The organism is Nonomuraea fuscirosea (assembly GCF_003001935.1).
GTDB classification, from domain to species: Bacteria; Actinomycetota; Actinomycetes; order Streptosporangiales; family Streptosporangiaceae; genus Nonomuraea; species Nonomuraea fuscirosea.
In genome coordinates, this window is record NZ_PVNG01000029.1 from 59364 (window position 1) to 72870 (window position 13507).

Here is a 13507-nt window from a genome sequence, read left to right on the forward strand (position 1 = left end):
TCTTCTCGACGGGAGTGCCGCTAGGCGGCCGGCTCCCGTGCCCGTTCGTCGCGCCGCCGCCGGATCCGCTTCAACCTGCGCTGCACCCGCCACGCCGCCCACATCACCCGTTTGACGGCACGCCGTTTCGTCCGCAGGTCCGCCGGAGACTGCTGGAGGACCTTGATCGCCAGGTTGAGGTCTGTGAGGGCCCGCTGGACCTCGAGATCGTCTGCCACCACCTCACGTTACGCCGCCCCCGTGGACACGTCACCGCCGATGTCCGGCACCGGCCGTCCCGGGGTTCAGCCGGGGCGGTCGGCCAGATCCCTGACGTCGCCGGTAAGGCTGGTGGCCGCCAGCGCCGTGGCGAACAGGATGAGCTGGTTGAGCACCTTGAGGAAGAGCAGCATCGCCACCGCTCCGGCCACGACCTGGTAGGCGGGGTTGGAGGCGGTGATGTTGAGCAGGGCCTGGCCGACGGTCTTGAGGATCTCCAGGCCGATCGTGATGACGAGGGCCGGCCCGACCACCCGGCGCAGCGGCAGGTGCAGCCGCGGGGGCGCGGTCAGCAGCGCCATGGCCAGCAGCATGTTGACGCCGATGCCCAGCACGAACGCCGCCACCGACAGCACCCCGCGGGCGGGGGTGGCCTCCACGCCGACGGTGTTGACCGCGATCCAGGTCAGCACCCATTCGGCGGCGAAGGCGACGCTGAGCGACAGCGACAGCAGCACCCCGAGCCCCGCCACCACGCCCAGGTCGATGACCTGACGCAGGAAGAAGTTGCCCGGATACTCCTCCAGCCGCCAGATGGCCCTGGTCGCCGAGCGCAGCGTGTCCATCCAGAACAGGCCCGTCAGCGGCAGCACCACGCAGGCCACCGCCCCGGCCGTCCCGCCGGCGTCGCGCAGCGCCCGCACGTCGAGGCGCGGGAAGGTGTCGCTCAAGTAGCGCTGCACCTGGGCCAGCGCCGGCGGATAGTCCAGGAAGTGGCTGAGGATGGCGAAGCCGAGCAGGGCCAGGGCGAACGTGGCGAAGAAGGAGTAGTAGGTGAGGGCGGCCGAGAGCCGGCCGGCGTCGGACTTGTCGTAGCGGATCAGGGCGCGCACCGTGTGATCCAGCCAGCCGTGCCGGCTCCTCGCCCGCTTCCAGCCCGCCGCCATCCGGCCGGCCCAGCGCCGGGCGGCGTTCATGGCCGGAGCCGGTACGCCGGCGGGACGTGGGCGTGATCGCCCGCCGTGGTCGTGTCAGCGAAAATGGCTCACCGCGCCGTTGTGAGAAAGCTGCAGGGGGGAGTGCATCCTACCCCGCGTCATCACGTTCACCGCCCTGCCGGGGCACGATCGGAACCGCCCTGCGCGGCCGTCGCCGGGTTGTGACGGAAGGGGCTGCCGGGGTTACAAGGGCGGGAGGCGCGGCTAGGTAAGCACACACGGCACGTTCACCGGGGCATCGGTGGTCGTGACGGGCATAGGTCAGCATGTCTATACAAAGAGATGACATTGAGGTACAACCAGGGCTAGCTCGTTGGTCTTGGAGGTGTCCTGTGAGACGTACCCCGATCGTGCTGGCCCTGCTGGGCGCGCTGGCCCTGACCGGCTGCTCATCCTCGGGAGGTCAGAGCGGGCAGAGCGCCCCTCCCGCGACCTCCGCCGCCGCCCCCGCCTCCGGAGGCGGGGGCGACTTCGCCGTGATCACCCACGGAGCCCCCGGCGACTCCTTCTGGGACGTGGTCAAGAACGGCGCGGAGGCCGCCGGCAAGCAGTACGGCGTGAGCGTGACGTACCAGGGCGACGGTGACCCGGCCAAACAGTCGCAGCTCATCGACCAGGCCGTCTCCGAGAAGGTGGACGGCATCGTGGTCTCCCTGGCCAACCCCGACGCGCTGAAGGAGGCCATCGGCAAGGCCGTCGCGGCCAAGATCCCCGTCGTCACCATCAACTCGGGCGCCGACTCCTCCAAGGCGCTGGGCGCGATCACCCACGTCGGCCAGTCGGAGGACGTGGCCGGGCGCGGCGCCGGCGAGCAGCTCAAGACGGCCGGCGTCAGCAAACTGCTGTGCGTCATCCACGAGGCCGGCAACGTCGGCCTCGACCAGCGCTGCAAGGGCGCCGAGGAGACCCTGGGCGGCACGGTCGAACGGCTGCAGGTGGACGTGAGCAACCTGGCCGACGTCACCTCGAAGGTCACCGCCAAGCTCCAGTCCGACCAGGCGGTCAACGGCGTGCTGGCGCTCAACCCGGCCGTCGCCGTGGCCGCCAGGGACGCGATCAAGGACGCCGGCTCGCAGGCGAAGCTGGCCACGTTCGACCTGTCGGCCGACGTGGTCACCGCGATCAACGACGGCGAGATCCTCTTCGCGGTGGACCAGCAGCAGTACCTCCAGGGCTACCTGCCGATCACCTTCCTCAACCTGTACAAGGCCAACCTCAACACCGTCGGCGGCGGCCTGCCCGTCAACACCGGGCCCGGCTTCGTCACCAAGGACAACGCCGCGCAGGTGGCCCAGCTGGCCGAGGCGGGCACACGATGACGATGACGGCGGATGAGCGGGTCGCCGACGTCGGGATGGCCCGGCGCCTGCTCATCAGGCCGGAGCTCGGCGCGGTCGTCGGGCTCGTGGTGGTGTTCGTCTTCTTCTCCGCACAGTCCCCGGTCTTCCGCTCGCCGGCCGGCATCGCCAACTGGCTCGACCCGGCCGCCACGCTCGGCATCATGGCGGTCGCGGTGGCGCTGCTGATGATCGGCGGGGAGTTCGACCTGTCGGCGGGCGTGCTCACGGGCACCAGCGGGCTGATCCTGGTGACGCTGGCCACCCGGTTCGGGTTCAACGTCTGGCTGGCCATGCTGGCCGGGCTGGTGGTCGCGCTGGCCGTCGGGCTGGCCAACGGGCTGATCGTGACCAGGACGAGGCTGCCCAGCTTCATCGTGACGCTGGGCACGTTCCTCATGCTGCAGGGCGTCAACCTCGGCGTCACCAAGGCCATCACCGGGACGGTGCAGGTCAGCGGGCTGCGCCGGGCCGAGGGGTTCGAGGGCGCGAGCGCCGTGCTGGCCGGCACGATCGAGATCGGCGGCACCTCGTTCCGGATCGCCATCCTGTGGTGGATCCTGGTGACGGCCGTGGCCACGTGGGTGCTCATGCGGTCGAGGGCGGGCAACTGGATCTTCGCGGTGGGCGGCAACGAGCAGGCCGCGCGGGCGGTGGGCGTGCCCGCGGCCCGTACGAAGATCGCGCTGTTCATGACCACGGCGTTCGCCGCCTGGCTGGTCGGCTCGATCCTGGCGCTGCGCTACACGTCCGTGCAGGCCAACATCGGCATCGGGCAGGAGTTCATCTACATCATCGCCGCCGTGATCGGCGGCTGCCTGCTCACCGGCGGGTACGGCTCCGCCATCGGGGCCGCCATCGGCGCGGTCATCTTCGGCATGGCCGACAAGGGCATCGTCTTCCTGGGCTGGGACGCCGACTGGTTCAAGTTCTTCCTGGGCGGGATGCTGCTGCTGGCGACGCTGGCCAACCGCCTGGTCAGGCGGTACGCCGAGGAGGTGAAGCATTGATCCTGGAGACCAGGGGCATCGGCAAGACGTTCGGCTCGGTGCTGGCGCTGCGGGACGTGTCGATGGGCGTCGCGGCCGGGCAAGTCACCTGCGTGCTCGGCGACAACGGCGCGGGCAAGTCCACGCTCATCAAGATCCTGTCCGGAGTGCACCAGCACGACGCCGGCAGCTACCTGGTGGACGGGCAGGAGGTGCGCCTGTCCAGTCCCCGCGACGCGCTCGACCGCGGCATCGCCACCGTCTACCAGGACCTGGCGATGATCCCGCTCATGTCCGTCTGGCGGAACTTCTTCCTCGGCTCCGAGCCGCGTAAGGGCCTGGCCTTCGACGTGGCCAAGGCCAGGCGGGTGGCCAGGGAGGAGCTGCGCGCGATGGGCATCGACATCCGCGACGTGGACCAGCCGGTCGGCACGCTGTCGGGCGGCGAGCGCCAGTCGGTGGCCATCGCCAGGGCCGTGCACTTCGGCGCCCGGGTCCTCATCCTCGACGAGCCCACGTCGGCGCTCGGCGTCAAGCAGGCGGGCGTGGTCCTGCGCTACATCGCCCGCGCCCGCGACCGGGGGCTCGGCGTGGTCTTCATCACCCACAACCCCCACCACGCCTACCCGGTGGGGGACCGGTTCCTGCTGCTCAACCGGGGTACGAGCGTGGGCGAGTACGCCAAGGCCGACATCACCACGCAGGAGCTGACCGCGCTCATGGCGGGCGGGGCAGAGCTGGAGGAACTGGCCCACGAGCTCGAACGCGAGTGACCTTGGCCGACATTTGACGTGTTCGGGCGATCCCCTGGACGGCACTTCAGGCAGGAACACCTCAAGGCAGGTGTGCGCCGAGTGATCGGGGGATCGCCATGACCACCGTGCCCGAGCGGGCGGCGAGGCGGCTCGCCCCGCTGGGACCGTTATTACCCCGCGCCCTGCACCGGCCTGGGGCAGGACCCCGGGCCGGTCAGGGCGGCCCCGCCGGGACAGGCCTCGCTGGGACAGGCCTCGCTGGGACGGGGCGGCCCCGCGGGGAGAGGGCGGCCGCGCGGGGGAGCAGGGCGGGCCGCACAGGGCGGGAGGCCGGGCCGGGCGCTCCGCACAGGGGCGCCGCCGCGGGCCCGCCGTAGGGTGCGGCCCAGATTCCGCCCCCTCCGAGGAGCAGCCATGACCGCCATCGACTCCGGCACGATGCCCATCGGCCAGGCGTTCGACCGCATGCCGTTCACCCGCCGGCACGTGCTCATCGCGCTCGCGCTGTTCATCGCGTTCGTCATCGAGTCGTGGGAGCAGCTCGCCCTCGTCTACGTCTCCGGCGACCTCGGCGCCGAGCTGGGCATCGACGAGGCGGGCGTCGGCCTGGTGCTGTCGGCGGTCGCGTTCGGCATGATCCCCGGCGTGCTGGTGTGGGGGCCGGTGGCCGACCGGCTCGGACGCAGGCCCACGGCGTTCTGGTCGCTGCTGGCGTACGGGATCGTCGCGCTCGCCTCCGCGTTCGCCCCGAACGCGGAGGTGCTGGTGGCGCTGCGGGTGGTCTCGGGGCTGGCGCTGGCCGGCGTCTACACGATCACGTTCCCCTTCTTCCTCGAACTGCTGCCGACCCGGCACCGGGGGCGGGCCGCCGTCTACCTGTCGATCGGCTGGCCGATCGGCATGCTGGCCGCGATCGGGGCGTCGGTGACACTCGGCGATCTGGGCTGGCACGTGGTCGTGGTCGCCAGCGCGGCGGCGGGGCTGTGGGCGTTCGCGATCAGGGCGTGGGTGCCGGAGTCGCCGTACTGGCTGGCCGGGCGCGGCCGGCAGGAGGAGGCGCGGGCGGTGCTGCGCTCGCTGGGCAGCCCGGACGCGCAGGCCACGTTCACGGTGGCGCGCGGCCGCGCGGGCCGGCCGCTGGACCTCTTCAAGGGCGGGCTGGCCCGCATCACCGTCGTCATGCTGCTGCTGAACTTCGTCTTCAACTGGGGCTACTGGGGCCTGCAGACGTGGCTGCCGACGCTGCTGCAGGAGAAGGGGCTGACGCTGTCGGCCTCGCTCGGCTTCGCCGCGCTGAGCGCCCTGATGATGATCCCCGGGTACGTCAGCGCCTCCTTCCTGACCGGCCGGTTCGGCCGCAAGAAGGTCTTCCTCGTGTACGTGGTCGCGGCGGCGCTGGGCGGGCTCTGGTTCGCCACCGCCGACTCCATGACCGGGCTGTACCTGGGCAACTTCGTCCTGTCGTTCTTCAGCCTGGGCGCGTGGGGCGTCTGGAACACCTGGAACGGCGAGTTCTACCCCACCGCGCTGCGCGGCACCGGCTACTCGTGGGCCACGGCCGCGCAGCTCGTCGCCACCACCGTCGCGCCTTCGGCGGTGGGCGCGCTGCTCGCGAACGCCACGGGCTTCACCGCTACCATGCTGATCATCAATGCGTTCATGGTCGCCACGGCGCTGCTGGCGGTGCCGCTGCCGGAGACGGAAGGACGCGAGCTGGAGTGATCCTCGGCGTCGCCCTCGGGGAGTCACCGCCGCCGATGGTGGCGGTCAGTGACGGCACGCCCACCTGGCCGGTGCCCCGCACCGCGGCCCGTACGGCCGAGCGGGCCTTCGTGGCGGTGGACCTGAGCGGGGCGCCTCTGGCGGCGGTCGCGGCCGTCCGGGTCGGCGGGCCGTGCCCAGAAGCGCTGCGCCCGGCCGCCGGGCCGGGGGTCGCCACCATCGTGCGCGGCGGCCACAGCGTGACGGGCCGGCCGCTCGCGCCACTGGACACCGAGGCGGTGCGCCGGTTCGCGGGCACGTGCGGGCTGATGGACTTCGCGGTGACGGCGACCGGGTCGCCGATGCTGACCGATCACGAGCTGGCCGTGGCGGCGATCATCGCGGCGGAGGTGCCGGGGGCGCGCATCACGTTGTCGTACGAGTTCGGGCATCCCGGGCTGCGCGAACGGGAGACGGAGGCGATCCGCAACGCGGCGCTCGGGCCGGCGGCGGGGCGGATCGCCGACGAGGTGGCCGGCGAGCTGCCCGGGGTGCCGGTGTACTTCGCCAGGTCGGACAGCGGGGTGGTGTCGGCGCACTACTTCCGGCGGTATCCGCTGGCCTGCGACCTGGGGGCGACGGCGAGCCTGGCCCACGGGCGCGCGGCACTCGAACGGCTCCGCTCCGGCGGCGGTCCAGGTGGAGGGGAATTCGGCGGGCCGGCGTCCAGCGGCGGGGATTCGGGCGGAGGTCCCGGCGGTCCCGGCGGGGGTTTCGGCGGGGTGGAGTCGGGCGGCGGGGAGGGGTCAGACGGGGTGTCGGACGGGGTGTCGGACGGGGTGTCGGACGGGGTGTCGGACGGGGTGGTCGCCGCGTACGGGGCGGCGCTCGGGCGGCCGCGGGCGCAGGTCGAGCGGATCGTGCAGGCGCGCGGCCGGGCCGAGCTGGACCGGGCGCTCCAGGACGCCAGGGACGAGGCGCTGACCCGGGCGGTCAGCGCCGGGGCGGCCCCGGGCGCGGCGACGATCACGGAGACCACGGTGAACCCGCTGTCGTACCTGCCGGACGGGCTGTACCGGGTGCGCGTGACGGCGGACGGGCGGCCATGGGCCGGCTGATCGACCGCGGCGGGCTCGACCGGCTGTCGGCGGGGTCACGGGTGTTCGCGACGGGGGCCGCGGAGTCGTCGTACAACCTGGCGCTCGACTGGGCCCGCTCGGTGCTCGGGCGCGGCGTCGAGCTGGTGCGGGCGGACGAGCCGGCGCCGGAGACGCGCTGCGTGGCGGTCAGCCTGGTCGGCTCGACGACGGCCCTGGGCGAGCAACTGCCCGCCGGCGACGAGCCTGAGCGGGCCGTACGCGCGCTGGAGCGCCGGCTGGGCGAGCGGGCGGGCGCGGTCGTGGGACTCAACCTGGCGGCGGAGAACGCGCTCATCCCGCTGATCGCGGCGGCCGCCCTGGGGGTGCCGCTGGTGGACGGAGACGGCACCGGGCGGGTGTTCCCGCTGGTGGAGCAGACCACGTACACGCTGGGCGGGATCAGCCCGGCACCGCTGGCGCTGGCGGGCGGATCGGGCGAGCTGGTGCTGCTGGAGACGGCGGCCGGCCGGGTGGAGGAGCTGCTGCGTCCCGTGGTGCTGTCGGTCGGCGGCTGGGCGGTGGCGGCGTGCTATCCGATGACGGCGGGCGAGCTGACGCGGGTGCTGGTGCCGGAGACGGTGAGCCTGCTCATGCGGGCGGGCGAGCCGGGCGTGCCCCGGTCGGCGGCGGCGCCGTACGGGGTGCGCACGTTGTGCCGGGCCCGGATCATGAGCGTCGAGGGAAGCACCGGGCACGGCGCCGACCCGGGGCCGCCGGCCCTGCCGTCGTTGCCGTCCCTTCCGTCCAGCATCGTGCTGCGTGAGTCGGAGGGACTGGGGCGGCTGGTACGGCTGGAGGCGCACAACGAGATCGTCCTGGCCCTGGCCGACGGGGCGGTGGTGGCGACGGTCCCGGACCAGATCTGCATGATCTCGACCGGCGACGGGATGGTCGTGGACGTGGACAAGGCCGAGCCGGGCCTGGAGGTGGACATCATGGTGGTCAGCGCGGCACCGGTGTGGCACACGGAGCGGGGCCTGGCCCTGGGCGGCCCCCGCGCGTTCGGCCTCCCGCTGTGATGAGCGCGGTGCGGGCGTCCGGGTGGGAGGCGCCGGTCACGGTGGCCGAGCTGGTCGACGCGGGGCCGCTGGCCGGCGCGCGCATGTACGGCGGGGGCGAGAACCCCGTGCGCGGCGTGCGGATCGTGGACGAGCTGTCGGTGTTCGCCACGGTCGCCCCGCACACGGCGGTGGTGCTGATCGGCACGGCGGCCGGCGGCGGCTGGGCGGTGGAGATGGCCATGCGCCGGGCCTGGGAACAGGCGGCGGCGTGCGTGATCGCGCCGGCGGGCGGGCTGAGCGAGGGGTCGGGCGAGGTGCTGGCGGAACGGCTCGGCGTGACCCTGATCTTCGTGGACGAGGACCCGCTGATCGTCGCCGTCCGGGTGGCCTCGGCCGCCTCCCGTCCCGACGCGGCCCGTACCCAGCTCGTCGCCCGCTGCGCCACCCGGCTGGCCGAGGCGGGAGCGTCGGCGCGGCGGGTGCTCGGGGTGCTGAACGCCGAGCTGCCCGGCACGTCGGTGGCCTTCCTCGACCGCTACGGCCGGCCCCTGGCGGGCCGCCGCGACGCCGCGGCCGGGCGCTGGTCGGCCGAGGTGACGGTGCCCGACCGGGAGGGCGGTGTGCTGGGCACCCTGGTGGCCGGCGGGTCGTCGCGGTCGCCGGGCTGGCCGGCGGTCGTGCGTACGGTACTGGGCCTGGCGGTGGCGCCGCTGACCGCCTGGACGGCGCAGGAGAGCCTGACCGCCGCGCGCGACTTCGCCCTCCAGTCCGCACTCGCCGAACGTCTGATCGGCAGCCAGATGAGCGAGGCAGGCGGGTCCGGCAAGTCCGGCAAGTCCGGCGAGATCGGCGAGCGCAGCGGGTCCGGCAAGCCCGGCGATTCTGGCGATTTCGGCGAGGCGCGGGTGGCGGCGACCGCGCTGGGCTGGCCGGTCGGCGGCCCGATCGCCGCCTACCAGCTCCGCCCGCTCACGCCGGCCGCCGACGCGTCGCTGGTGCAGGCGCTGGTGACCGGCGCGCTCGGTCAGGTGCCGGTGCTGGTCAGGGGTGAGGGGTGGGCGGGCTGGTCCGCGTCCGGTCCGGAGGAGCTGGCGGAACGCCTCCACCACTGCCTGCGTACGCTGCCGTGGCCGTGCGCGGGAGGCGTCGGCGCGCAGGTCGACGGACTCCCGGCGGTGGGGGAGTCGCTGCTGGGCGCGGAGGCGGCTGCGTACGTGGCGGGGGAGGGCAGCGTGGTGCGGGCCGACCGGATGGGCCCGGCCGAGCTGCTCGGCGCCCTGCCCACCGGCGTCCTGCGCGCGCCGGCGGCCGTCGTGCTGCGCCCGCTGCTGGAGATCGACAGGGACGGCACGCTGCTGGAGACGCTGGCCGCCGTCCTGGACGAGGGCGGCGCGCTGAAGGCGGCCGAGCGGCTGGGCGTCCACCGCAACACGATCACCACCCGTCTCGACCGCATCAGATCGGCGGGCTTCGACCTCGACGACGCCGCCACCCGGCTGGCGCTCCAGCTCGCCTGCCATGTGATGCTGAGCTGATCATGGCATGCTCGTAGAGGCCATCCCCGGAAGAGGAGACACCCGGTGCCCGCTCCCCGTACGGACGCCAAGCTGCTGGCGGTCAGCGACCTGCACGTCGCCTATCCCGAGAACAGAGCCGTCGTCGAAGCGCTGAAACCCCTGACCCCCGGCGACTGGCTGCTGGTGGCGGGCGACATCGGTGAGCGGCTGACCGACATCACGTGGACGCTGCGCCTGCTGGCCGGGCGCTTCGAGCGCGTCGTGTGGGTGCCGGGCAACCACGAGCTGTGGGCCAGGCCCGGCGAACCCGACGGGCTGCGCGGCGTGGCCCGCTACGAGCACCTGGTGAGCATCTGCCGCGACCTCGGCGTCATCACCCCCGAGGACGACTACCCGCTGTGGGAGGGCGCGGGCGGGCCGGTGCGGATCGTGCCGCTCTTCCTCCTGTACGACTACACGTTCCTGCCCGAGGGTCACCACACCAAGGAGAGCGCGCTGGCCTACGCCCACAGCACCGGCGTGGTCTGCACCGACGAATACGTCCTGCACCCCGACCCGTACCCGACCCGCGACGCCTGGTGCCGCGCCCGCGTGGAGCTGACCGAGCGGCGGCTGGCGGAGCTGGACGACGACGTGCCGCTGGTGTTCGTCAACCACTATCCCCTCGTCCGCGAGCCGACCGACGTCCTGCGCTACCCCGAGTTCGCGCAGTGGTGCGGCACCACGGCCACCAGGGACTGGCACCGCCGTCACCCGACCGCCGCCATGATCTACGGCCACCTGCACATCCCGCGCGTCACCTGGTACGACGGGGTCCGCTTCGAGGAGGTGTCGCTCGGCTACCCGCGGGAGTGGCAGCCGCGCCCCGGTGTCCGCCGCCTGCTGCGCGAGGTCCTGCCCGAGAGCTGAGCGCCCTTGATCAGGAGGCGGTGAACACGGGATTGCGCCGCAGCAGCGCCGCGCACCAGCGGAGGTGGCCGTCGTCGGCGCCCATGCCGAACAGGTCGTAGCTGATCAGGGCGTACACGGCCTGGTAGACGGCGAGGGTCTCCTGCGGGTGGCCGAGCCGGTCGGCGAAGAGCCGGGTGAGCTCCGTGGCGTGCTCCTCGGCGTACGGGCCGTACATGTCCCAGAAGGCCGCGGTGACCGCCGCCTCGAACGCCGGGTCGCCCGCGGTCGTACAGAAGCCGAAGTCGAGCACCGCGACCGGCCGGCCGGCGGCGTCGACGTGGATGTTGGGCGGGACCAGATCGCCGTGGATCGCGGTGACCGGGCCGGTGGGCAGCGACCGCAGCGCGTCCAGCGTGCGCTTGACGCCCGCGCCGAAGTCCGGCGCCCGCGAGCCCGGTGCGGCGCCGGGCCGGCCCGCCGTCCGCTCGACCAGGGCGGCGAGCGCGTCGCCGTTGCGGGCCACCGCCCGGCCGACCAGGGCCGCGAGCGCGTCCTGGAAGCGGTCGTGCCCCTGCCACAGCGGGCGGTCGTCGCCCTGGAACGTCAGCCGGCGCATCGCGTCCGTGCCCGGCACGGAGGCCAGCCCGCGCAGCACGGTGAGCAGCGCGTCCGCGTGGTGGGCGGGCAGCTCCCGCCCGAACTGCTCCTCGGGGTGGTCGCGGCCCATCGGGACGCCGGGCAGTTCGCGCTCGTACGTCACCAGCACGCCCTCGTGCTCCACCACCTCGAAGATCTCCGGGGTGGCGAACGGCAGCCGGTGCCGCGCGAGGTCCGCGTACACCCGGCGGGTGAGCTCGATCGGCGGCCGACCGGCCCACACCTTGGCGACCCGGCCCAGGCCGAGCCGGTAGACGACGCCCTCGGCGCCGGAGCCGATCCGGAGAGCTCCCGGGTGGCCCCGGCCGGCGAAGTATCCGGGCCACGGATCGTCGGCCCGTACCTCCTGGGAGATCTCCATCCGCGCATCAAACCACCGCCGCGACGGGACGGCCAGGCGTTTTCGCCGGCCGCGGGCCGACCAGCGGTAAGGGGCATGACCCGGGTCCACTCCGTACGGCGGGATGATCGCATACGGCCTCCTTCTCGTGGCGCGGCAGGGCAGGATGCGCCCTCACCTGCACAGATCGCGCTGGGCCCGATCTGATTCAGGCCTTGAAGTAAGAAGTGGCTAACCTAACGTGTTCGTTCGATCACGTTGCGTATAGCGTGCGGGATGTCCACGCAGTCAGCGAAAGGAATCCCCCATGAAATCCGTCAGCCTGCTCCTCGCTCCGGTCCTCGCCGCCGCCGTCGTGGCCGCGCCCGCCGCTCCCGCCCAGGCGGCCGTCCCGGCCTGCCACGCCCACGTGTGCCTGTGGACGGGGGCCAACTACACGGGTGCCGTCTACACCTGGTGGGAGGCCAACGGCAACCGGTTCATCGGCGGCACGCACGCCGACAACGTCGGGTCGTTCGTGGCCACGAGCGGGGCCTGCTTCGTCGACACCGCCGACACCGAATGGAACTGGCGGGCCAAACGGCTGGCCTCCGGTGGCGACTACAGCTCCAACTATCGCGGCCGGTTCGGCGGCGTGATGGACCGCATCGCCCCTGCCCGCTACTGCTGACCCGGCACCGGCCGGACCTCCCTCACCCGGCCCCCCGTCCGTGACCGGACTGTCACCTGCGGCTGGGTCTCCCTCACCCAGCCGCCCGCTGCGACCCGCCCCTCACCGGCGGCCCGGCGCGGTCAGCAGGTGGCGAGGGCGTGTCGCCACACCTCGTCCAGCGCCATCTGGATCGCGCCGGTGAGCACCGTGCCCTCGGCCAGCTCCGACAGCTCCACCCGGGGCGCCGTGAGCGTCAGCCCTTCGAGGTGTCCGACGATCGCCTCCAGCAGGACCGTGCCGGCCCGGGCGATGCCGCCGCCGATCACGATCGCGTGCGGCGACAGCACCAGGACGGCGGGCGCGACCGCCTCGGCGAAGACGGCGGCGACCCGGTCGACGACCTCGGCGGCGAGCACGTCACCCGCCGCGGCGGCCGTGAAGACGGCGGCCGCGTCCGTCACCTCGGCCAGACCCGACCCCGGTCGCCCGGCAGCGTGGCGACGGGCCAGGCCGACGATCGCCTCGGCTCCGATCGCCCGCTCCAGCGGCCCCCGCCCATCGCCGTCCCCGCCACTGCCGGTCTGACCGGAGGGACGGATGAAGCCGATCTCGCCGGCCTGGCCCGCGCCCCGGTGCAGGCGGCCGTCGATGACGACGCCGGCCCCGAGCCGTTCGCCCCACTGGACCGCGAGCAGGGTGCCCGCGTCGGTGTGCCGCCGGGCGGCCGCCAGGGCGGCGAGGTCGGCGTCGTTCTCCACCGTGACCGCGCACCGGAACCGGTCCCGCAGCCGGCCGGCGAGGTCGATCTCCGACCAGCCCGGCACGCTCGGCGCGAACAGGACGCGGCCGGTGCCCGCCTCGACGATGCCAGGGGTGGCCGCGGTGACGGCCTTGACCTGGTCGGTGGCCAGACCGGCGGTCGCCAGCGCCTCCTGCGCCGCCTCGTCCACCGCCTGGAGCAGATGCCGGGCGTCGCCGTGCCCGACCGGTCGGCGGACCTCGGCGAGGCGCTCGCCGGCCAGGTCGGCGACGGCCGCCGCCACGGTGTGCGGGCCGACGTCCAGGCCCAGGACGGGCGCGGCCCGGCCGTTCAGCGAGAACCGGGTGGCCGGCCGGCCCACCGCGGCCGGTCGCGGCGCGTGCTGCCGTAACCAGCCGGCGGCCAGCAGGTCCTCCACGGCCTGGGCGACCGTCGGGCGGGTGAGCTCGGTCAGCCGGGCGAGTTCGGCCACCCGTACGGGCTCGGGCGCCTGCCGCCGGATCGCGTCGAGCACCGCTGCCCGGTTCATCCTCCGCAGCACCGGCGTCCCCGGCGGCCTCTCCTGCTGCATG

Annotated in this window: 13 protein-coding genes; 9 read left to right on the forward strand and 4 right to left on the reverse strand. The window is 73.6% G+C overall.

Annotation, left to right across the window (positions count from 1 at the left end):
• Positions 1-20 precede the first annotated feature (20 nt).
• Both B0I32_RS47990 and B0I32_RS47995 read right to left on the reverse strand, forming a co-directional pair.
• Entirely contained in the window at positions 21-218 is a 198-nt protein-coding gene (locus tag B0I32_RS47990; protein WP_146178573.1) for a hypothetical protein, read from the reverse strand.
• Between the two features lie 66 nt (positions 219-284).
• A complete protein-coding gene (locus B0I32_RS47995) occupies positions 285-1175 on the reverse strand; it encodes a YihY/virulence factor BrkB family protein (protein WP_106251186.1) in 891 nt (296 codons plus the stop codon).
• A 353-nt stretch (positions 1176-1528) separates the two neighbouring features.
• Here B0I32_RS47995 and B0I32_RS48000 point away from each other — a divergent pair, with 353 nt between their 5' ends.
• From B0I32_RS48000 to B0I32_RS48035, 8 genes are all read left to right on the forward strand, one after another.
• Positions 1529-2515 carry a sugar ABC transporter substrate-binding protein gene (locus tag B0I32_RS48000; protein WP_106251188.1) on the forward strand — a complete coding sequence of 329 codons (987 nt, stop codon included), beginning with the start codon at positions 1529-1531 and terminating at the stop codon, positions 2513-2515.
• Complete coding sequence (locus B0I32_RS48005) at positions 2512-3543, forward strand: ABC transporter permease (protein WP_106251190.1); 1032 nt, start codon at positions 2512-2514, stop codon at positions 3541-3543. The genes B0I32_RS48000 and B0I32_RS48005 overlap by 4 nt, the downstream gene beginning before the upstream one ends.
• Positions 3540-4295 (forward strand): ATP-binding cassette domain-containing protein, encoded by a 756-nt coding sequence (locus tag B0I32_RS48010; RefSeq protein ID WP_106251191.1) that lies wholly within the window; start codon positions 3540-3542, stop codon positions 4293-4295. Before B0I32_RS48005 ends, B0I32_RS48010 begins: the two co-directional genes overlap by 4 nt.
• A gap of 396 nt (positions 4296-4691) precedes the next feature.
• Positions 4692-5999: an MFS transporter gene (locus B0I32_RS48015; protein ID WP_106251193.1), complete on the forward strand. Its 1308-nt coding sequence runs from the start codon at positions 4692-4694 to the stop codon at positions 5997-5999.
• On the forward strand, positions 5996-7096 hold the full coding sequence (locus B0I32_RS48020; RefSeq protein WP_106251195.1) for a hypothetical protein: 1101 nt from the start codon (positions 5996-5998) through the stop codon (positions 7094-7096). The genes B0I32_RS48015 and B0I32_RS48020 overlap by 4 nt, the downstream gene beginning before the upstream one ends.
• Positions 7084-8136, forward strand: a complete 1053-nt coding sequence (locus B0I32_RS48025) for a DUF917 domain-containing protein (protein WP_106251197.1) — start codon at positions 7084-7086, stop codon at positions 8134-8136. Before B0I32_RS48020 ends, B0I32_RS48025 begins: the two co-directional genes overlap by 13 nt.
• A gap of 8 nt (positions 8137-8144) precedes the next feature.
• Positions 8145-9653, forward strand: a complete 1509-nt coding sequence (locus tag B0I32_RS48030; RefSeq protein WP_106251198.1) for a PucR family transcriptional regulator — start codon at positions 8145-8147, stop codon at positions 9651-9653.
• A gap of 45 nt (positions 9654-9698) precedes the next feature.
• Entirely contained in the window at positions 9699-10544 is an 846-nt protein-coding gene (locus B0I32_RS48035) for a metallophosphoesterase family protein (protein WP_106251200.1), read from the forward strand.
• Positions 10545-10554: 10 nt separating this feature from the next.
• Here the strand turns inward: B0I32_RS48035 and B0I32_RS48040 are convergent, their stop codons facing one another.
• The gene (locus B0I32_RS48040) at positions 10555-11544 is read right to left on the reverse strand and encodes a phosphotransferase family protein (protein WP_106251201.1); all 990 of its coding nucleotides are present in this window, start codon (positions 11542-11544) and stop codon (positions 10555-10557) included.
• Between the two features lie 286 nt (positions 11545-11830).
• Here B0I32_RS48040 and B0I32_RS48045 point away from each other — a divergent pair, with 286 nt between their 5' ends.
• Positions 11831-12193 (forward strand): peptidase inhibitor family I36 protein, encoded by a 363-nt coding sequence (locus B0I32_RS48045; protein WP_106251203.1) that lies wholly within the window; start codon positions 11831-11833, stop codon positions 12191-12193.
• Between the two features lie 122 nt (positions 12194-12315).
• Here B0I32_RS48045 and B0I32_RS48050 read toward each other — a convergent pair whose 3' ends face one another.
• Positions 12316-13506: an ROK family transcriptional regulator gene (locus B0I32_RS48050; RefSeq protein WP_106251205.1), complete on the reverse strand. Its 1191-nt coding sequence runs from the start codon at positions 13504-13506 to the stop codon at positions 12316-12318.
• Position 13507 lies beyond the last annotated feature (1 nt).

Excerpts from the sequence above, each read along its gene's own strand:
- B0I32_RS47995 (WP_106251186.1), bottom strand. The coding sequence starts at position 1,175 with ATGAACGCCGCCCGGCGCTGGGCCGGCCGGATGGCGGCGGGCTGGAAG.
- B0I32_RS48005 (WP_106251190.1), top strand. The coding sequence starts at position 2,512 with ATGACGATGACGGCGGATGAGCGGGTCGCCGACGTCGGGATGGCCCGG.
- B0I32_RS48015 (WP_106251193.1), top strand. The coding sequence starts at position 4,692 with ATGACCGCCATCGACTCCGGCACGATGCCCATCGGCCAGGCGTTCGAC.
- B0I32_RS48025 (WP_106251197.1), top strand. The coding sequence starts at position 7,084 with ATGGGCCGGCTGATCGACCGCGGCGGGCTCGACCGGCTGTCGGCGGGG.
- B0I32_RS48040 (WP_106251201.1), bottom strand. The coding sequence starts at position 11,544 with ATGGAGATCTCCCAGGAGGTACGGGCCGACGATCCGTGGCCCGGATAC.
- B0I32_RS48045 (WP_106251203.1), top strand. The coding sequence starts at position 11,831 with ATGAAATCCGTCAGCCTGCTCCTCGCTCCGGTCCTCGCCGCCGCCGTC.
- B0I32_RS48050 (WP_106251205.1), bottom strand. The coding sequence starts at position 13,506 with ATGCAGCAGGAGAGGCCGCCGGGGACGCCGGTGCTGCGGAGGATGAAC.